Source organism: Streptomyces chattanoogensis (genome assembly GCF_001294335.1).
Lineage (GTDB): Bacteria > Actinomycetota > Actinomycetes > Streptomycetales > Streptomycetaceae > Streptomyces > Streptomyces chattanoogensis.
The window spans coordinates 1-19,791 of the sequence record NZ_LGKG01000146.1; the positions used below are offsets into that span (position 1 = coordinate 1).

The 19,791-nt window shown below is 71.3% G+C and carries 18 protein-coding genes; 8 read left to right on the forward strand and 10 right to left on the reverse strand.

Features of this window, described 5'->3' with window-relative positions; all coding sequences use genetic code 11:
• The coding region (locus ADL29_RS23240) for an oxidoreductase (RefSeq protein ID WP_483855167.1) at positions 1 to 239 on the reverse strand (239 nt) is incomplete at its 3' end.
• A gap of 145 nt (positions 240 to 384) precedes the next feature.
• Complete coding sequence (locus ADL29_RS23245; RefSeq protein ID WP_107095059.1) at positions 385 to 2,358, reverse strand: MFS transporter; 1,974 nt, start codon at positions 2,356 to 2,358, stop codon at positions 385 to 387.
• Between the two features lie 347 nt (positions 2,359 to 2,705).
• Between ADL29_RS23245 and ADL29_RS23250 the strand changes: the two genes are divergently transcribed.
• The gene (locus ADL29_RS23250) at positions 2,706 to 3,140 is read left to right on the forward strand and encodes a MarR family winged helix-turn-helix transcriptional regulator (RefSeq protein ID WP_078971224.1); all 435 of its coding nucleotides are present in this window, start codon (positions 2,706 to 2,708) and stop codon (positions 3,138 to 3,140) included.
• A 58-nt stretch (positions 3,141 to 3,198) separates the two neighbouring features.
• Here ADL29_RS23250 and ADL29_RS23255 read toward each other — a convergent pair whose 3' ends face one another.
• The 8 genes from ADL29_RS23255 to ADL29_RS23290 all read right to left on the reverse strand — a co-directional run bounded on the left by ADL29_RS23255 (position 3,199) and on the right by ADL29_RS23290 (position 10,538).
• Complete coding sequence (locus ADL29_RS23255) at positions 3,199 to 3,747, reverse strand: nitrobindin family protein (protein ID WP_053925540.1); 549 nt, start codon at positions 3,745 to 3,747, stop codon at positions 3,199 to 3,201.
• A gap of 112 nt (positions 3,748 to 3,859) precedes the next feature.
• Positions 3,860 to 4,516, reverse strand: a complete 657-nt coding sequence (locus ADL29_RS23260; protein ID WP_053925600.1) for a maleylpyruvate isomerase N-terminal domain-containing protein — start codon at positions 4,514 to 4,516, stop codon at positions 3,860 to 3,862.
• 108 nt (positions 4,517 to 4,624) lie between these two features.
• Positions 4,625 to 5,728, reverse strand: coding sequence for a serine aminopeptidase domain-containing protein (locus ADL29_RS23265; RefSeq protein ID WP_245689597.1), 1,104 nt, complete (start codon positions 5,726 to 5,728; stop codon positions 4,625 to 4,627).
• Positions 5,729 to 5,798: 70 nt separating this feature from the next.
• On the reverse strand, positions 5,799 to 6,899 hold the full coding sequence (locus tag ADL29_RS23270; RefSeq protein ID WP_053925542.1) for a DUF1648 domain-containing protein: 1,101 nt from the start codon (positions 6,897 to 6,899) through the stop codon (positions 5,799 to 5,801).
• Positions 6,896 to 7,354, reverse strand: coding sequence for a GntR family transcriptional regulator (locus tag ADL29_RS23275; protein WP_078971216.1), 459 nt, complete (start codon positions 7,352 to 7,354; stop codon positions 6,896 to 6,898). Before ADL29_RS23275 ends, ADL29_RS23270 begins: the two co-directional genes overlap by 4 nt.
• Positions 7,355 to 7,536: 182 nt before the next feature.
• A complete protein-coding gene (locus ADL29_RS23280; RefSeq protein WP_107095057.1) occupies positions 7,537 to 8,172 on the reverse strand; it encodes a hypothetical protein in 636 nt (211 codons plus the stop codon).
• Between the two features lie 245 nt (positions 8,173 to 8,417).
• Positions 8,418 to 9,149, reverse strand: a complete 732-nt coding sequence (locus ADL29_RS23285) for a class I SAM-dependent methyltransferase (RefSeq protein ID WP_053925601.1) — start codon at positions 9,147 to 9,149, stop codon at positions 8,418 to 8,420.
• 402 nt (positions 9,150 to 9,551) lie between these two features.
• Complete coding sequence (locus ADL29_RS23290; RefSeq protein ID WP_053925544.1) at positions 9,552 to 10,538, reverse strand: LLM class flavin-dependent oxidoreductase; 987 nt, start codon at positions 10,536 to 10,538, stop codon at positions 9,552 to 9,554.
• 540 nt (positions 10,539 to 11,078) lie between these two features.
• Here ADL29_RS23290 and ADL29_RS23295 point away from each other — a divergent pair.
• The 7 genes from ADL29_RS23295 to ADL29_RS23325 all read left to right on the forward strand — a co-directional run bounded on the left by ADL29_RS23295 (position 11,079) and on the right by ADL29_RS23325 (position 19,765).
• Positions 11,079 to 12,491 (forward strand): MFS transporter, encoded by a 1,413-nt coding sequence (locus tag ADL29_RS23295; RefSeq protein WP_053925545.1) that lies wholly within the window; start codon positions 11,079 to 11,081, stop codon positions 12,489 to 12,491.
• 124 nt (positions 12,492 to 12,615) lie between these two features.
• Entirely contained in the window at positions 12,616 to 14,079 is a 1,464-nt protein-coding gene (locus ADL29_RS23300; RefSeq protein WP_053925546.1) for an arsenate reductase/protein-tyrosine-phosphatase family protein, read from the forward strand.
• Positions 14,080 to 14,104: 25 nt separating this feature from the next.
• On the forward strand, positions 14,105 to 14,752 hold the full coding sequence (locus ADL29_RS23305; RefSeq protein WP_245689600.1) for a nitroreductase: 648 nt from the start codon (positions 14,105 to 14,107) through the stop codon (positions 14,750 to 14,752).
• Complete coding sequence (locus ADL29_RS23310; protein ID WP_053925548.1) at positions 14,740 to 16,308, forward strand: shikimate dehydrogenase family protein; 1,569 nt, start codon at positions 14,740 to 14,742, stop codon at positions 16,306 to 16,308. Before ADL29_RS23305 ends, ADL29_RS23310 begins: the two co-directional genes overlap by 13 nt.
• A complete protein-coding gene (locus tag ADL29_RS23315) occupies positions 16,305 to 17,132 on the forward strand; it encodes a hypothetical protein (protein WP_053925549.1) in 828 nt (275 codons plus the stop codon). The genes ADL29_RS23310 and ADL29_RS23315 overlap by 4 nt, the downstream gene beginning before the upstream one ends.
• Positions 17,129 to 18,334, forward strand: coding sequence for an acyl-CoA dehydrogenase family protein (locus tag ADL29_RS23320; RefSeq protein ID WP_078971218.1), 1,206 nt, complete (start codon positions 17,129 to 17,131; stop codon positions 18,332 to 18,334). Before ADL29_RS23315 ends, ADL29_RS23320 begins: the two co-directional genes overlap by 4 nt.
• Before the next feature lie 135 nt (positions 18,335 to 18,469).
• A complete protein-coding gene (locus ADL29_RS23325; protein WP_053925550.1) occupies positions 18,470 to 19,765 on the forward strand; it encodes an MFS transporter in 1,296 nt (431 codons plus the stop codon).
• The last annotated feature ends 26 nt before the right edge of the window (positions 19,766 to 19,791 follow it).

Here is a 19,791-nt window from a genome sequence, read left to right on the forward strand (position 1 = left end):
TCACTCTGCCCCGCCGACTCATGACCCACATAGGTCCCCTCGGTGACGATCAGCCCCACACCCGCAGCCGCCCGACGCGCGTAATACGACCGCACATCCTCACCAGGCACACCACCCGGCGAGAACATCCGCGTCATCGGCGCCATCACAATCCGGTTCGGGACGGTCAGGCCGTTCAACGCGACGGGCCGGGACAACAGCTCGGCCGCACGGGAGGCGGGAGAAGTGGTGACGGTCATGAGGGATTCTCCTTGTGGAAGCCGGTCAGTGTGGAAGCCGGTCAGTGTGGAAGCCGGTCAGTGTGGAAGCCGGTCAGTAGGTGCATCGGGGATGTGGTGATGGGGGTGCAGGTGGCGGCCGCCGGGCCGACGAGGTGCCTCTGGTTCAGGACACCGCTGCCTGCTTCGCCTCGGGGTGCGCCAGCTCCAGGTCGAAGGCGTCCGTACCGCGGCCCTCGACGGCCAGCGCCGATGTCACGGGCGGGTAGCCGCTGGCGATGAGCGAGTACTCACCCGCGGTCAGGTCGGTGAAGACATAGGTGCCGTCGTGGTCCGTGACGGTGGTGCGCACCACGTTCCCGGCGGCGTCCACCAGCGTCAGCCGGGCATCGGACAGCGGATGGCCGCCCTCCCCGGCGCGTACGGTGCCCCGCACCTGCACGCCGGCCGCTCCTGCGGCGCGGGGCAGCCGGACGCCGTACGAGACCGGGGTGGCCGCCGCCATGACCGTGACGGCCTGCGGCTGACGGCCGTCGGCGGCCGCGATCAGGACGTACGGGCCGGGGGCCGGGGCGGCCAGCGCGTACCGGCCGTCGGGACGGGAGAGCGTGCGGCCCACCTGTCGTCCGTCGGGCGAGACGAGGGTGAGGGTGGCGCCTCCCAGCACCTCGCCGTCGGCCTCCCGCACCAGACCGTGGAAGCCGGCCCCGGACGGGAGTGCCTCGGCCGGGTCCGCAGGCTCCGGCTCCGCCTCCGACGCCGCTCCTGACTCCGCCACCGGTTCGCCGACAACCGTCTCCACGGCCGGAGTTGACGTGGCCCGCGAGCCCACGCCCCGCCCCGGAAGGAACGCGGCGATCAGCAGCGCCACCACGCATGCCGCGCACGCGATGATGAACGAGGTGCGGAATCCGTTCATGGACGGCAGCGGCACTCCGCCCAGCGGCTGGGTCATATGGGAGAGCACAACTCCCAGGACCGCGCTGGCGGTTGAGGTGCCGATGGACCGCATGAGCGTGTTGAGGCCGTTGGCGGCGGCCGTCTCCGAGGGCGGTACCGCGCCCATGATCAGGGCGGGCATGGCCGCGTAGGCCAGTGCGATGCCGCCGCCGATGAGGGCGGAGACGATCAGCGTCTGCCAGACCGCGTGCACCAGGCCGAGCGCCGACGCATAGCCGATGGCGATGACGACGCTGCCCAGCATCAGGGAGACCTTGGGTCCGCGAGCCGCCGAGATCCTGGCGGAGACCGGGCTCAGGAGGATCATCACCACGCCGCCGGGCACCACGCACAGCCCCGCGACCACCATGGACTGCCCCAGCCCGTATCCGGTGGCCTCCGGCAGCTGCAGGAGCTGCGGAAGCACCAGCGACATCGCGTACATCGCGAAGCCGATGGCGATCGCGGCCAGGTTGGTCAGCAGCACCTGGCGGCGCGCGGTGGTCCGCAGGTCCACCAGCGGCTGCTCCACGCGCAGCTCGACGGCGCCCCAGGCGAGCAGGATCACCACCGAGGCCGCGAAGCATCCGAGCGTGGTGCCGCTCCCCCAGCCCCAGTCACCGCCCTTGGAGATCCCGAGCAGCAGACAGACCAGGCCCGCGGAGAGCCCGACCGCCCCGATCACGTCAAAGCGCCCCGGGGTGCGGACCGGCGACTCCGGTACGAACAGCGCGATGAGCAGCAGCGCGACCGCGGCCAGCCCGGCCGACCCCATGAACAGCACGTGCCAGTCGGCGTGCTCGGCCACGAAGGCGGCGGCCGGCATGCCGAGCGCGCTGCCGACGCCCAGCGAGGAGCTCATCAGCGCCATGGCCGAGCCCATCCGTTCGGCGGGCACCTCGTCGCGCATGATGCTGATGCCGAGCGGGATCACCCCCATCGCCCCGCCCTGCAGGGTGCGGCCGACCACCATCGGCACCAGATCCGAGGTGAACGCGCAGATCAGCGAGCCGGCTATGAGCAGACCGAGGCTGGCGAACAGGATCCGCCGCTTGCCGAACATGTCGCCGAGCCGCCCCATGACGGGGGTGGCGACCGCTCCGGCGAGCAGGGTGGCGGTGATCACCCAGGACGCGTTGGAGGTCGTGGTGTGCAGCAGCCGTGGCAGCTCGACGACGAGCGGCACCACAAGGGTCTGCATCACGGCGACGACGATGCCCGCGAACGCGAGCACCGCGACGACCGGGCCTCCGGTGCGCGAGCGCGCGGGGGTGGCTCGGTGATGGGGGGATGACACGCCTACCGCCTAGAGGTTCAGGCTCGGGCTCGCTTCAGGCCCGGGGCCGCGGGGTACGGCCTGGGGCCGACAGAGATATGCACGATACATATGATGTGCACGATGCACACCGTACACCATGATGTGTATCATGCACATTGCTTGGCGGAGCAGGAAGCCTGCACTGTCCCGGGATCCGGAAGGGCTCCGAGAGGGTGCAGTGCCGGGAAGGAGCGGGAGACGCGGTGCTGGAGAGACTGGAGCGGGAGCTGATGCTGCTCTCGCGGCACCAGGTGATGACCCACCGGGAACGGGACCCCCAGCGCCTGGAACGTTCGGCTTATCTGCTGCTCAGCCGGATCGACACCCAGGGCCCCATGTCCATCGGGCAGCTGGCGGAGGCATTCGGGCTCGACACCTCGACCGTGAACCGGCAGACGGCGGCGCTGCTGCGCTGCGGTCTGGCCGAACGCGTCGCGGACCCGGAAGGCGGTATGGCCCGCAAGCTGCGGATCACCGAGGAAGGCGGGCGCAGGCTCGCCGCCCACCGCGACGTCAACCGATCCTGCCTGGCTCAGGTGGTCGCTCACTGGTCGGCGGACGAGGTGCGGGAGCTGGAGGACATTCTGGTCCGGCTCAACCGCAGCGCCGAGGCGCTCGAGGGACGGCACTGGCCGCGCGCGGAGGACGACACCGGCCGGCGGTGACGCTCTCGGACGAGATGCGCGGGGCCCCTGCCCAAACCGCACCGTCGATGGCGCTTGCCTAACTTCCACCCCCGCGTCGAAGCTGCGCCGCAAGGTGATGCTGCAGCGGCTGACCGACCGCCGCGAGGTCGTGGACGAAGTCGAGGGTGCCGTCGTCGGTCAGGGTGTAGCGGCGGCGGGTGGCGCTGACCTCCTTGGCGGTGGGGGTGAGAGCCACCTGATGGGTGGTGAGGTCGACCGTGCCGTCCACCGCCCGGCCGACCGAGATCTCCGCGATACCGGTGGGCTGGGTGATCAATGCCTCCACGCGCCCCTCGGGCTGCAGCCGCCACCAGCCGCTCTCCCGCGCCGCCGGCCGCAGCGGGGTACCGTCCGCGTCGATCAGCCAGGCACGCGCCTCGTAACGGAGGAAGGGGCGCCCGTCGTGGCTGAAGGCGACCTCCTGCGCATACGCGAACTCCTCGGTGAGCGTCGGATACCTGCCGCGGCCCCGGCCGACCCAGGTCCCCAGGAACCCGAGCAACGGTGCGAGCAGTGCATGCGGCGCAGGCGCTTCGTCCGGTCCAAGGGCATCGGGATACGGGGGCTGCTGGGCGGGGTCGATCACGGTGTGCTCCTGGGTCGAGGCCGGTTCCGGGTGGCAGCCTAGGCCGTGCCCGCGCCTCAGTCGTCTTGCCCGCGCCCAAGGCCCCGTTCAGCCGGACGACCCGACGGACCGATCACCCGAGAACGAACGGGAGTTTCGCGGCCAGCTCGCCCAGTTCGGCCTTCTCCGCGTCGGTCGGGGCGCGCCGTCCGGTGCCGACCAGCAGCGCGTCCTTGTCGGAGAAGGACGCGGGGAACGCGGTCCCGGCGATCTTCTCCAGCATCTCGCGGGTCCGGGCGAGCCCCTCTGCGGGCGGTGACGCCGCGTCAGGGAGGTGTGCGATCAGGTCGAGGTGGTGCAGCGTCCACTCCAGGACGTACGCGGAAAGGTAGTCGCCCGCGGTGAGGACCTCGCCCTGGGTGCCGACCCGGAGGGCCGGGTCGGCGAGTTCGGCGGCGCGGCCGGCGGCGGAGCCGACGTCGTCGAGGTGGAACGTGAGCAGCCGGGGCTCCTCGTATGCGGCGGCCAGCCGCACGGTCAGCGCGTCGAGGGGGTCGTCGCCGGTCGGCGGCGTTTCGGCGACATGCCAGTAGGTCACCGCGTCGCGGGTCGGTTCCGTCTCGGCGGGGGTCACGAGGGTGATCAGGACGTCCTGGGCGTCGATGACCAGATGGCACACCAGGTCCCGCACGAGCCAGCCGGCGCAGCCGGACGGCCGTGCAAAGTCCTCGTCGGAGAGTTCGGCGACCGCCGTACGCAACGCAGTCCAAGAGCGCGAGAAGAGGTCCACACCGGCAAGGTAGTGCGGTGCCGCAATGGCGAACAAGCGCATTTGGACGGGGGCTCAGCCAGGGGATTTCCACCGGCCGGTGAACAGCAGTCGGCCCGGGCGTGCTCCTCAGCTCGCGGTGGCCTGGCGCCAGGGCCGGACGAAGGCGTGCAGGGCCCGCTGCGCGGCCGGGGCGACCACCTGGTCGTTGGCCGGGGTCCCGGCGGGGTGGAGCAGATGGTCGAGTCCGGGCAGGACCCGTAGCCCGGGGCCCGTGGTCCGGGCGGCAGCGAGGGCCGTCAGCAGCGGCGGCGTGGTCCGGCAGGGCACATTGGTGTCGGCTGTACCGCAGGTGACGAGCGTACGCGTGCCGTGCGCGACGCCCCGGGCGACGGACGGCGGGTACAGGGCGTCGTCGCTGCGCACGAAGCGCGCGTTGACCGGGCCGAACATGCCCTGGAGGAGGGCGGAGACGGAGGGCAGCAGCCCCGAGGTGTCCACCGGGCGCCTGGCGCGGAAGTCCGCGATGGCCTTGGCCACACCGTCCTTGTTCCGCCGGGCTTGCTGCGCGGTGAGCTGCCCTGCCGCAACCGCCTGGTCGAGTTGGGCCGCCAGCTGGTGGTCGAGCATGTCCAGCAGCCGCATGTCCTGCGGGGCGATGAGGGCAAGCCCGGCGGGCTTCGCCGTTACGGCGCGGTCGACGAGCAGGGCTTGGAGGCCGCCCTCGCTGTGTCCGACCACGAGCAGCGCCTGGGGATCGGCTTCCGGCTGGGCGCGCAGAGTGCGGTATGCGGCAGCGGCCTGGCGGGTGTAGGCGGCCATGTCGGGAGCGCTGTGCCGGCCACCCAGGCCCGTCCGCCCGGTGCCGTACTTGTCGAACCGCAGGCTCATGACGCCGTCCTCGCCGAGGACGTCCGAGATGAGGGCCAGGGTGCGCGGGGTGAGGCCGGGCGGCTCGTCGCCGTTGCGGTCGGTCGGGCCGCTGCCGGGCAGCAGCAGGGCCGCGGCCAGTCCCCGGCCCGCACGGTGGGCGGGTATGTGCACCGTGCCGTATGCGGTGGTGCCGTCCGCGGTGAAGCGGACCTCACGGTCCACGGCGGGTACGAGGACGGCCCGGTGAGCCGCGGACGTGGACGCTCCGGCCGTGCCCAACACCGGACCGGTCGTGGCGATGGCGGCCGTCGCCACGAGCACGGCGAGCATTCTGCTGCGCCGGTGAGTGCGTGAACGCATGGGATCTCCAGATGAGTTGAGGGGGCAAGCCGACTGGTGGTCGGACGTCGGCGGATGATTCGTCGTGCCGTCAGTGGACGACGACCGGTACGACAAGCGCGGCGGCCAGGATGACCACGAGCAGCAGCACGCCTCGAGGGTTGCCGAAGTTGATGGTCCAGCCGATGCCGAAGCGCTTCTGCACGAGCACCGCGGGATCGGCCCGGTTGATGTAGATCGAGCCGAGCAGACGCCAGTGCCGGTCGTCGTCGCGCCGTACGACGCCGGTTTTCGTCTCCGGTGCCGCGCCCTCCTGCGCAGGCAGTCGACTGCCGCCCTGCCCGGTACGGACCGCGATGCCGATGACCACGGCCAGTCCGGCCGCTGTGGGCAGCAGGAGCAGGAGCGGTGACACCCGCTGGTCCCCGTGCCAGGTCGCCCAGGCCCCGCCAAGCATCGTCAGGTTGACGAACGCTGCCAGCAGGAGAAGAGAGAGGGCCGTACGAACCGCGAAGCGGCGGTGCCTGCGGGCGGAGTCGGTCGGCCGTTCCGGGTCGAGATCCGCCCGCGCCCGGAAGGACAGCCAGGTCAGCACGAGGATCAGCGCGGTGGAGCCGGCCTGTTCGAACACCGGGAAGAATGCGGTGGCGATCGACTTGGCAGCGAAGTGGTCGGCGCCACCGGAGCCGTTGAAGTGCAGGGGAATGCGGTCCGGCAGCGACGGATAGCGCAGGATGCCCAGGGTTGCCGTACCCGCGAAGACCAGCAGTGCGGGGACGGCCCACAGCCAGGGAAAGCGCTCCGGGGCGGTCCGCAGCGACGTGTCCGCCACCACACCCTGCCGCAGCCCGCGGTACCAGTCCTCTCGCTGCTTGACCGCCATGATCGCCGCCCGGGCCCTGCTGTACGCCATCAGGCCCGCGGCAGCGGTCAGCAAGGGAACACTGCCTGGCAGGCGGACATGAGCCACGGCTGCGAGCAGGACATCGGCCGCGATCAACAGGGCGCCGGACATGGCGACTTGCCAGCGGTAGCGCCTGCGCCGCACGGCGATCACCGGGGCGTCCGCCCGTGCGACAGGGGTCCGTACCCCGAAGGGCAGGGAAGGGCCGGTCAGCGAAGGCATCAGCCAGGCCACCGCCACAAGCGCTGTGGACAGGACCACGTCGACCAGTATTTCTGCGTTGTTCATCGCGTCGAATCCCCTTGCTCTGCGCCGAGTTCCGCGCGTTTTCGTGAAGCGGGCGCGGGTGAATCGGACGCGGGTGACGTGAACGAGGTGAGGACGGAGCGACAGCTGTCCAGTACCGCCGGGTCGCCGGCCCCGTGCGCGACCGCTTCGGCGAGCAGGGTCCGCAGCCGGGTCTCCCACTCGGCGGTGAAGCCCGGTTCGGGCGGACCGCTGCGGGCATCGCGCTGCACCAGGGCGCCGCTCTTGCGGTTGATCCGCAGCATGCCTTCCCGCCGCAGCAGGTCGTACGCCTTGTTCACGGTGTGGAAGTTGATGCCCAGATCGACGGCGAGCTGCCGGGTCGAGGGCAGCGAACTGCCCTCGACGAGGTGACCGGAGGCGATGGCCTCGACGATCCGGTCCCGGATCTGCTGGTAGATGGGTGCGTCGCTGTCCAGGTCGAGGCTGAGGATCATGTTCCGCTCCCGCACTGTCGCTCTGTTATAGCCTTTATAGAACAGAGCGACAGTGCGGGGCTATGGGGACGGCGTCAAGAACCTGACAAGAAGCCGACAGTCGATTCGATGACGTGACGCGACACGTGACATGACGTGACGTCAGAAACTTGTCAGTGCACTGCAGTTCGTCAGCGCACTCGTCAGCGCTTCACGACGAACGCCCGGCCCTGCTTCGAGTCCGACGAGCAGGAGTTCTTCTCCTCGTCGGTCATCTTGCGGGTCTTGACGATCACGGCATTGCTCTGTCCGTCCGTGCCGTTGGGCGCGGGACCGGTGACCGTGTCCGGCACGTACCAGTAGTAGTGCCCCCACTTCGGGCTGTCGTAGTGGGTCTGCCAGGTGCCCGAGACGGTCTGCATCACCTGAGCACGGGAGATCCAGCCCACCTCACCGGGCTTCACCGTCATGTTCATGGAGCTGTTCTCGGTGTGCGAGCTCGACCAGGTGTGGCTGTACGTCGCGGTGACACTCAGGTCGATGAGTTCGGCGATCTTTCCGCCGACGGTGACGGAGACGCCCACGGAGTCCGTGGAACCCACCGTGTCCGCCCAGCCCATCGACTGCGTGGCATCCGAAGTGCTGCAGTTGTAGAGGGAGTTGGACACCTGGCGGAAGTCGCCGAGGTACGCCGTGCCGAGCTTCGGCTCGTTGAAGCTGCACTTGCCCTCGCCGGAAGTGCAGTCGGCTATCAGCTGCTCGCGGGTGGGCTGGTCGTCCGCGGCGGCCGGTGAGGCCATCGCCGCGACCAGGCCCAGCGCCGCCGCAGACAGCGCCATCAGCCGGCTTCCGCCGCGGATCGCCCTGCCTGCTCTGCTCGTTGTGCGTGTCGTGCTGTTCGTCATTGTGCTGCTGCCTCTCGCCCAGCTTCGTGGAAGCGACGAGTCCGGTGGGGGGTGGTCGTCGCTGTTGCGTCTGAGACTGGAGTGAAATTTGATTCAACTACACCAAGAATTAGTAAAGTTGTAGTTGATGACGAAACAGACCCTTTATAGCCATCGAAACGGAGGCAGCGTCAGGTCCGTCAGCCCGCCCGGGTGGCGACCACCAACCGGCACCGCGGGCTGCCGTCGGGGCGTCGGCCGAGCTCCGGAAGCGCGTGCAGCCGCACGTCGAACCCGGTCCGGGCCAGCTCCGCTCGCACGTCCGCAAGGCGGAACGTCCGGTAGTACATGACGAAGCGTGGGCGCCACACCGCGTTACGGACCCGCATCGCCGCATCGAAGGCGAGCAGCGTCCAGTAACCGGACGACCCCGGACGGGCCGGCGCAACGATGGGGAACACGAACCGGCCGCCGGGGCGCAGCGCGGAGTGCACCTGCGCGAACAGCCCCGGCCGCTCCCGGGGCAGGAAGTGCCCGAACGCGCCGAAGCTCACCGCAAGATCGAAGACCGGCCCGAAGGGGAGGGCCCGCGCATCCGCCCGTACCCACTCCACACGCGGTGCGGCGGCCGTCGTCCGGACACGGGAGCGGCCCACCGCAAGCATCCCCGCACTGATGTCGACCCCGGTGACCCGCCTCCGGCACACCTGGCGCAGTACGTCCATACCGGCGCCGGTACCGCAGCACAGGTCGAGGCCGCTGTCGAACGGGCCGAGCGTGCGCAGTGCGCGGGAGACGGGAGCCAGCACCGACTCCGGGGTCCGGAACGGAGTGACGTCGAATGTGGGGGCGAGCAGGTCATAGCCGCGCTCGACGGAGGACAGTGCCTGGACGGCGAGTTCACGGAACGTGGGGCCCTGGGGTGCGAACATCGCACTCAGCATAGGCCCACCGTCCTGCGTCATCCCAGGCCCAGCAGCTCCGCCAGATTCCCGTAGGGGGCGTCCGAGCCGAAGAGGGTGCGGGTGGGAGTTCCTGGGCGTGGACCGGGCCAGGTCGATCGCGTCCATCCAGTTGTCTCCCGCCAGTCGGCCCATCACCAGGGGAACCGTCGGATGGCGGGCCGCCAGGGCGGCCAGGGTGCGCAGGTCCGCCGCGGTGGGGGGGCGTAACCGTGGACGACCACCGGGAGGTTGGCGTGGTCGTGCGCCGCCCGATCGGCTGCCCACCCGCGTCATCCGCCAGGTGCTGCGGGAGACCATCGCGGGCGCGGAGGGCCGGAGGCAGCCCGCCCCCGGTGAGCGCGGGCCCCTCCCAGCATGTTCCTCATGTTCCTACGGTGCTGTCATGGCCTCGGAGTACTTCTTGATGAGTTCGAAGGACCGAATGCGGTCGCCGAGGTCGTAGACGGGTGTGGTCAGCATCAGTTCGTCTGCTCCGGTCTCACCCGCCAGTTGGGCGAGCCGCTGGACGACAGCCTCGGGTGTCCCGACGGCCTGCTGTGCGCGGAAGCCGGCCAGTGCCTGTCGCTCCTGTGCCGTGAAGGGGTGGGTGGCCGCCTTCTCGGGTGTGGGGAAGGGGATCTCGCTCATGCCCTTGAGGAGCCCGGCTTTGACGACGTTCATCGGTCCGACCCGCCACGCGGCTTCCTCCTCCGTCTCGGCGCACACCGTCTCCACGCACACCAGCACCCGAGGCTCCTCGCACCAACGGGACGGGGTGAACTCGGCCCGGTAACGTTCCAGCGCCGCCTGGGTGTTGCCCGGCCGGATGTGGTGCGCCATGGCGATCGGCAGGCCGAGTGCTGCGGCGAGCGCGGCACCTGCGGTGCTGGAGGACAGCAGCCACGGCTCCGGCAGCGGGCCGAGTGCGACCTCGTCGACCAGGAAGGACAGGATCGCGGCCACGTCGTCGTGGTACTCCGCATCCGTCGTCGGTCCGGCTCCCCGGCGCAGTGCCCGTGCGGTGGCCTCGTCGAAGGTGCCGGGGCCGCGGCCGATGCCCAGGTCGATGCGGTCCGGGTGCAGGGCAGCCAGGGTTCCGAACTGCTCCGCCAGCGTGAGGGGTGCGTGGTTGGGTGCCAGTACTCCGCCTGAACCGAGACGGATGACGGAGGTCGAGGCGGCGGAGTGCGCGGTCAACACGACCGGCGGGAACGCGCCGATGGCGGGCGAGTGGTGGTGCTCGGCGTACCAGATCCGGTGGTAGCCCAGCCGTTCCAGTCCCTGCGCGAAGGCGGCGGTGTCGCGCAGGGTCTCCACGGCCCGGGTGCCTGTTTGGACCATCGCGACTTCCAGCGCTGAAAGAGGTACATCAATCATTCCGTCAGCATAGAGATCGAGTGTTCGACGGGGGCGTGGTGATCCGTGCCGCGCATCCGGACGCTTCGGATCGTTCGGCTCGTTGCCGCCGCCGGACATTGGGGCAGTCGCCAAAGCCCAACGGCACGACGGTGGCCTGCGGCGCATACGCACCGGATTTTGTGAGGGAGGGATTTCCCCGAGCGCTCGGCCCGGCCACCTCGTCGATTTCTCGCTGTGCCGGAAGAACCGGAAGAAGAGGATGCCCAACCTCTTCCCGATCCGGGAGCGGGGTGAGGGACGCGAGGATTCCGTGCGGGGATTCGGTGATGCCTTCCACATATTGCGGGGAATATCGGCGGGGATACGGGAGCAGCTGGACGGCGTGGGTCCGTATCGGCCGGGACCTTTCGCGCGGGGGCGGTAGGCCGTACGGGAGGACGGTGCGGCACCGTTCGGGTGAGGGACACGCTCCCGGGCGGAGGAAGGGGCGGCCGGGGCGGACCGGGCGTGCCAACCTGCGGCGGGGGCCACAGGGGGCTCGCGAAGGGCTTGTGCTCCATGGACGCCTGGAAGGTGCGGCGGGCCGGAGCCGTTCTGCCGCTGCTGGTGTACTGCGGGCTGTGCACCACGGTGATCAGTTCGCTCGGGGCGCTGCTCGTGCCCGCGGTGGCGGCCGACCAACGGGTTCCGGTGAGTACGGCCCAGTGGATGCTGACCGGGAACCTGCTGGTCGGCGCCGTCACCACCCCGGTCCTGGGCCGGCTGGCCGACGGTCCGCGCAGCCGGCGGATGCTCCTGCTGGCGCTCGCCGCGGTGGCCCTGGGCTCGGCGCTCGCGGCCACCGCCGGGACCTTCCCGCAACTGCTGGCCGGGCGGGCGCTTCAGGGGCCGACCTGCGGGATGGTCCCGGTGACGATGGCCCTGGCGCGCCGCCATCTGCCGTCGGACAGGGTGGAGCAGGCCATCGCGACGCTGGCCGTCACGGCCGCGACCGGTGCCGGCCTGAGCTGTCCGGTGACCGGCTTCCTCGCCCAACACCTCGACTACCACTGGGCGTTCTGGCTGGCGCTCGCGTTCGTCACCCCGGCCTTCGCGGGGGTCCTGCTGATCCTGCCGCCCGACCGTACGGACCGGGAACCGCGTCCCGCCGCCGACCCGGTGGGCGTCGCCCTGCTCGCCGCCGGGCTGGTGTGCCTGATCCTGCTGGCCGGGCAGGGCGCGCAGTGGGGCTGGCGCTCGCCGGCCGTCCTGGGGCTGCTCCTGGGCACCGTGCTGCCCGCGGCCGCTTGGACGCGGTGGGAGCGGCACACCGGCCGGCCGCTGGTACGCCCCGCCCTGCTCGGCCACTCCGACGTCGCGCTGGCCAATGCCGCCGCCTTCGCGCTCAGCGCGGCCGCCTTCGTCGGTCTGTCCGCTGTCGGCACGATGGCGCAGGCCCCCGCGTCGACCGGGTACGGCCTCGGGCTGTCGGCCTTCGCGGTGGGGTGCCTGATGCTGCCGATGTCGGCCGGGAGTCAGGCGGCGGGACGGCTGAGCCGCCGGCTGACCGCAAGGGTCGGGCCACGGGTGACCCTCGCGGTGGGCGGAGCCCTGGTGGCCGTCGCCCAACTCGGCCTGAGCGCCTGTCACTACCGGCTGTGGCATCTGCTGCTCGCCATGGCGCTCCTCGGTCTGGGTACCGGCCTGACCTGGACGTCGGTGCCGAGGCTCGTCCACGGTGCGGTCCCCGCCGGCGAGCTGGGCGGCGTGCTGAGTTTCAACCATGTGCTGCGGGTCGCCGGTTCCACTCTGGGCAGTGCCACGACCGGCGCGGTGCTGGCCGCGCACACCGCCCCCGGCAGCCTGCCCGGTGACGCGGGCTACCGTACGGCCTTCGCCGCGAGTGCGGCGGGCTGCGGACTCGTACTGGTGGGAATTCTGAGCCGGGTGGTGACCGAATCGTCTCGGGAGGCGGTTCGGAACTCGGGCTGAATTCTGGCCTCCCGGGTTGCCGGAATTCCCTTCCATCCCGTTGATGAAGTCAGGGAATTGTCTTCTTGTCATCCTCATAGCGGTCCGTCACACTGCACACGATTCCCGATTTCAGGGTGGGCACATGGGATGGCTCGCATTCGGATATTTCGTCTCCTACATTCCCTACGCGATGTTGGTGAAGGCCCTCTCCAGTGGTGTGCTGCCAGGCACCCACGGCCCGGTCGGGGGGCTGGTTCTGCTACCCGCGGCAGCGATGGGCCAGTTGGTCGCCATGCCGGTGTTCCTGGCCGCTTCCGGATGGTGGCGGTACGCCGGCCGACGTGAACTGATGGAACGTCAATTCCCTTTTCCCGGACGGGATGCGGCGGTGTCGGGCCTGTTCGCGGCGCTGATCATCGGCACGACCACACTCAACTACACCTTCGCCGGTGTCTCGATCCTGCTCATGCTGCTGCTGATGCGCGGCGGAGTGCTGATCATCGCGCCCGTGATGGACACCCTCCGACGACGGCACGTCCGGGCCTCCGCCTGGGTGGCCGTGGCATTCAGCCTGGTCGCGGTCGGCGTGGGGCTCGGCGATGTGACGGGCTACCGCATGACCTTCGGCGCCGTCCTGAGCCTGGCGGTCTACCTGGCGGGATACGTGGGCCGGTTCGAGGTCATGAGCCGGGTGGCCAAGACGGGGACCGTGGCGACCGACCGGCGCTACTTCGTCGAGGAGCACGCCGCCGCCCCTGCCTGGCAGCTGCTGCTGCTCGTACTCGGGGCGGCTCTTGGCCAAGCACAGTTGCGGGAGGGCTTCACCACGTTCCTCACCACCCCCACGGCCCTGGGCGCGGCCGCGATCGGGGTTGCCTACGAGGCGCTCTTCGTCTTCGGCACCCTGATCTACCTCGACCGCCGTGAGTACAGCTGGTGCGTCCCGGCCAACCGGTGTGCCAGCCTGCTCTCCGGCCTGGTCGCCTCGTACGCCCTGGTCTGGCTCGCCGGGCTCGCGGCGCCCGGCAGCGCCCAGCTGGTCGCTCTGGTCTTCGCGCTGTGCGCGGTGCTGGCACTGTCCTCTCCGGCCCTGGCGGCCAGACGCCGTTGCCGACTGCTGTTCATCTGCGGCGGCAACACCAGCCGCTCCGCCATGGCGGAGTCGATGGCCAGGGCCGAGCTGGCCGTGCGGACGCCACGCACCCGGGTGAGGCCGCTGCGGGTGGCCAGCGCCGGGCTGGAGGTGAAGCGGCCGGGCGCGACGATGAGCGACGGCGCGCGGGCCGCGCTCGCGGGGCTGGACATCCCCCGAGCGGCGTACCGGCGTCACCGGGCCCGACCGGTGACACCCGGGCTCTGCCGTGGCAGTGCCGTGGTCTACTGCATGACCCGGGCACAGTGCGACCAGGTGGCCGCGCTGGTCCCCGGGCTCGACGGACGGGTGGTCTGCCTGGACCCGGCCGGGGACATCCCGAACCCGGCGGGCCAACCGCCCGAGGAATACCGCGCATGTGCGCGCAGGATCCAGGCATCCGTCCGTACCAGGCTCCGCGAACACCTCGGCCCGGCCGGGGCCGTCCCGGGGAGCCGCCGTGCCGCCGGTTGACCCCCCGTCGGCTGCCTCCTTGTCGGTGATCACAGCCCGGCACTGCAAGCGCGCCTACCTGGACCGCGCCGTCCCACGCGGTGTACTGGCCGATGTGCTGCTGGCGGCCGGTCATGCCCCGTCCGGCCGGAACATCCAGCCATGGCGGGTCAGCGTGGTGTCGGGCGGAACCCTGGAGGTGGTGGTGCGGGCGCTGCGCGAGGCGCTCGACCGGGGCGAGCCCGCGCGTCCCGACGTCGTCGACCGGGTACCGCGCCTCGACCCGGTGGCCGAGGAACGCGCCAGGGATGCCGCGGACGGCCTGCAGCGGATCCGGGGGACGGAGCCGGATTCCCGCACCGGGCGCGCACTGCTCCGCGACAACCTCGGCTTCTACGGGGCCCCTGCCGCGCTGGTCTGCCACCTGCCGGGGAACGCGGTGGCGGGCACCTTCCTGGAGCTCGGTCTCTTCGTACAGAACGTGATGCTCGGTCTGGTCGCCCACGGTCTGGGCAGCTGCCCGCAGTTCAGCGTGGCCCGCTACGCGCACGTGCTGCACCGGACGCTGGACATCGACCGCGGCCGGCTGATCGTCTGCACTCTCGCCGTCGGATACCCGGACGAGAAGGCTCCCGTCAACCGGTTCGTCCCGCGCCGGGCCCACCTGGAGGAATACATCCGATGGCATCACTGAACGGCGGGCGCCGGGCGGATCTCGTGGCCGTGGCCGCCGCCCCCGACGACCTCGGCCCCGGCCGTGTCCGCGGCGCCTGCCGGACGCCCGCGGGCCCCACAGGGCTGGAGGTCCGCGCCGACCTGGTGGGCGATCCGGACCCGTACCGGCTGCGGCGCCAGGCCCCCGGGCCGCTGACCTACACGTTGCGTTCGTGCCGCCAGGGCGGGCGGTACCAGGGGGGAGCGGTGGAGCGGCGGGCGCGGCTGCTGCGTGCCGCCGCCCACTACGACCTGGTGGATCTGGAATGGCCGGAGGATCTGGTGCCGGAACTGACCGCCGGTATCCCGCCGCGGCAGCGCCGGATCTCCTGGCAGGGCGCGGAGGGTGACCGGCTCGGGCTGCACACACGGTTCGCGGCGATGGCAGCCGTGCCCGCCGCGCTCTACCTGCTGGTGCTCGACCCACCGGCGGACGGGGAGAGCGCGTCCGCTCCCGAACTGCTCGCCGCCCTCGGACGGTCCGATGTCACCGCCTTCGAGACCGGCGAGGGCGGGACGTGGACGCGGATCCTCGCCCCCTGGCTGGGCGCCCCGACGGCCTTCGGGCGGCTCGGCGGCCCGGGAGACGACGGGATGCCTGGCCTGCGACAGCTCGTCGAGGACTACGGGCTGCCGGCACTCCCCCGGTTGACGGATCTCTATGGCATCGCCGGCGGCTCGGTCGCCCTCTCGCTCTCGCCGCGGGTGCACAATGCCGTGCTGCGCGAGTACGGCCTGCCCGCGCGCTACCTGCCGTTCGCCACCGACTCGTTGGCCGGGCTGCTGAGACGCACGGCCGCCCTCGGCCGGGCGAGCGGGCTGCGCCTGCGCGGCCTGACCTTGAAGCCTCCGCACAAGGAGGCCGGCGTGGCACTGGCCGACATGGTGAGCCCACAGGCCCGAGCGGTCCGGGCCGCCACCGCCCTGTTCCACCGGAACGGCTGCTGGCAGGCCGACACCACGGACTTGGCGGGCGCACTCCACACCCTGCAGCGATCCGGCGTCGATCCGGCGGGGCAGCGTGTCGCCGTCCTGGGGTGTGGTCCCGCCGGACGGGCTGCGGGGCTGGCGCTGCACCGGGCGGGTGCCTCGGTGACGATGGTCAACCGCGGTCCGGAACGCGGCCGGCAGGCCGCCGCGCTGACGGGCCTGCCCTACGTCCCTTGGACCGAGTTCGCCGTGCGCGGCCACCAGGTGCTGGTCCATGCCACACCACTGGCCGACCGGGCACCGTTCCCGCCCGCGGACGCCGACCCGGACACGGTCGTCCTGGAGCTGGTCTACCGGGACGGCCCCACCGCCCTGGCCGCCGCCGCACGGGCGCGCGGACTACGGGTCATCGACGGGCGCGAGGTGCTGCTCACCCAGGTACGGGAGCAGTTCCGGCTGCTCACCGGCCGCCACATGCCGCTCGGCACGGCCCAGGCGGCCCTGGCGCGTGGCGGGCCCCGTGCAGACATCAGCGTCGGAGACGAAGACATCGGCATCAAAGACATCAGCGTCGGAGACGACTTCCAGGAGAGCGAGGCATCATGACGACAGACACCGCAGATGCGGGGGTCGGTCTCACCCCGCTGCTGGGTGACTGGCTCAGCACGGACGGGCCCACCTCGAGCGGCTTCGCCCGGCTGACCGTGGGCGGGCACGGCGGCAGCGTACGGGTACGGGCGTTCGTGGGCGGTGACCCGGCTCCCCGGGACTGGGGCGATGCCCCGGCGGTGCTCCACACCACGCTGGGCGTGGCCCGGTCGGCGCTCACGGCCGCCTTCGACCTGGGCTTTCTGCGCACCGTCGTCTCGGCCCATCACAAGGGCGGGATCCTCGTGGTGACCACCTCCAACGTGTTCAGCGAAACGGATGAGCGGACCCGTGCCGATTACTGGACCCGCGAGTTCTTCCACCGCAGCCACGGCCGCTTCGGCCCGTCGGGCCTCAACGGAGCGGGCACCGGCCGCGCGGACGACCGGCCGAAGGCGACCCGTCCCGTCACAGCGCTCGATGCCGCGCCGCTGGTCGGCTCGTGGATCAACTTCGACCGCGCCACCACCGGCATCGTGCACGCCGAGGTCGCCGAGCAGCAGGGCCGGCTCACGGTGCGGCTCCGGGAGGCCGACGGCAGCGACTGGGGAGCGCTCCCCGTCATCCCGCTGGCCGCCGATACGGCGGGCGGCAGGGCGATCGGCTTCCGGGCGGAGCCGGAACTCGGCCCCGAGCACGGCTCCCGTCAGGTCTACCTCTGCAGCTACCTCAACCGAGGGCTGCTCACCATCGACGTCCATGCCGCGACGCCCGGCGATCCGTCCGCGAACGTGATGTACCGCGCCCACTTCCACCGCCCGGACGAACAGAGCGCCGCGTGACGGCGAGCGTCGAGGAGCTGGCCTCCTGCCCGCAGACGGCCGTCGGCCGTCTGGCCGCGCTGGCCCGCGCCCGCTTCGCCGAGCGCGCCGACGGATACGACCGCAGCGCGGCCTTCCCCGCCGAGGACTTCGCCGACCTGTCCGCCGCCGGTCTGCTGGCCGCCGCCGCGCCCCGGGCGTACGGCGGCCTGGGACTGGGCCCGCAGCAGCGGGTCACCCTGCCCCTGTGGGAGATGACCACCCACCTGGCCGCCGCCGACCTCTCCCTGGCCCGCTGCTGGGAGGGCCACACCAACTCGCTGGTGCTGATTGACGCTTTGGGCACCGCCGAGCAGAAGCGGTGCTGGTTCGCGGGGGTCGTCGAGCGCGGTGAGATCTGGGTGGCCTGGAGCGGTGAGCCCCAGGCGCCCAAGCCCGGTGAGGCCCGAAGGTTCGGTACCACGGTCGAGTCGGTCGCGGGCGGCTGGGTGGTGAACGGCACCAAGGCCTTCGCCACCAGCGCCACCGGTGCCCGATGGGCGATCCTGCTGGTGAACCCCGCCGGGCCGGGTGGCGCCCGGCATGCCGCCGCCGGTGCCTGCGACGAACTGCTGATGCTGGTCTGTGATCTGACCGATCCCACGGTGACCGTGGACACCACCTGGTGGGATCCGCTCGGCATGCGCGCCACCGCCAGTCACGTCGTCCGCTTCGACCACACCTTCCTCCCGTCCGGCCGCCTGCTCGGCGAGCCCGGCAGCTACCTGTCCGGGCAGTGGCAGACCGCGTTCGTCCCGCACTACGCCGCCAGCTTCCTCGGCGCGGCCGAGGCCGCCTACGCGTACGCGCTGAGGTATCTGAAGCACCAGGGCAGGACCGGCGACCCGTATGTCCAGCAGCGGGTCGGCCGGATGGCCGTCAACACCGACAGCGCCCGCCTGTGGCTGCGTCATGTCGCCGGCCTCTGGGACGAGGGCCGGCTCGACGAGGCGAGGATCGCCGGAAGCCGCGCCCGTCATGCGATCGAGCATCTGGCCGAGGAGACCGTGCAGCACTGCATCCGTGCCTGTGGCGCCCGCAGTCTGGTCCGGCCCGCGCCGGTGGAGCGGATCCTGCGTGATCTGACGGTCTATCAGCGGCATGATGACGACGACCACATCTTGGCCACCATCGGCCGGGCGGCCCTGGGCGAGCGGCACGACCCGTCGTTCCACAAACCCTGAGGCCCGAAAGGAGCGCCGGATGTCCGCCCCTCCCTTCCCGCTCGCCTTCGCCGACGCGGTCCGGAACGGTCCCCCGTGTCTGCAGAGCCTGGCCACACTGCCGGTGTCCTGGTGAAGTCGACGGAGCCGGCGCACGTGCCTGCCGTGCCCGCGACCGGCCCGGCCGCCCGCCTCTCCCGGCAAGCGGTCACGGCAGCCGCGATCGGCAACTTCATCGAGTTCTACGACGCCGCCGTCTACACACTGCTCGCGCCCGTCTTCTCCCAGCAGTTCTTCCCTGTCGGCAACGAGGCGCTCGCGCTGCTCTACACCTACGGGATCGTGGTCGGCGTCGCGTTCGTCGTGCGACCTCTCGCCACGATGGTGCTCTCGCCCTACGGCGACCGCCACGGGCGTCGGCAGCTGCTCTCGCTCACCTTGTTCATCATGGGAGCCGGCCTGCTCGTGATCGGCCTGACCCCCGCCTACCGCTCCATCGGCCCGCTCGCCCCCGCCCTCCTCGTCCTCGGCCGGGTGATCCAGAACGTCTCCAACTCCGGCGAGTACCAGGCGGCCACCGCCTTCATCGTCGAACACGCCCCGCACGACCGCCGGGCCTCCGTCGGCGCCGTCCAGTACATGACCGCCGGGGCCGGGCTTCTCGCGGCCACCCTGGTCTCGGGCACGCTCACCGCAGCCCTGCCCAAGTCGCTCATGGCCGACTGGGGTTGGCGGGTGCCCTTCATACTGGGCGCCCTGCTGTGCCTGTACGGCGTCCGGCTGCGCCGGGCCGTGCCGGAGAGTCCGTCCTTCACCAGGCTGCGAACCTCCGGTGAGGTCGAACGCCGGCCGCTGCGCACCGCCGTACGGCGGCATCGGCGGAGCCTGCTGCTGGTGGTGGTGCTTCAGTTCAGCCAGGTCACCTACTACACCTGGCAGGTGTTCCTGCCCACGTACGCCAACCTCGTCGCCGCATTCCCGTTGCGGACGGGCCTGGCGCTGAATGCGGTCGCGCTGGCCGCCTTCATCCTGCTGCTCCCGCTGGTCGGCGCGCTGTCCGACCGGGTGACCGGGCGCCGTCCCCTGATCATCGCCGAAGCCCTGGGCTTCGCGGTCCTCGGCTACCCGATGCTCGCCCTGCTCCAACACCCGACCCCCGCCGGATATCTGCTGGTGGCGGTGGTCGGCAACGCGCTCCTCGCCCTCGGATACGGGAACATGGCCGCCCTGTTCTGCGAGCTCTTCCCGACCGGAGTCCGCTCCTCGGGCATAGGCGTCCCCTACCAACTGGCCACCACACTCTTCGGTGGCAGCACGCCGATCATCGCGGCCTGGACCATCGCCCACGACCACGCACGCGCACTCGGCTTCTACATCCTGTGCCTGGAGGCCATTGCCGCCGTGGTCTACCTCCTGTTGCTCCCGGAGACCCGGGGCAGGACGCTGGACTGACCATCCCGCTGGAGGCGGAATTCGCC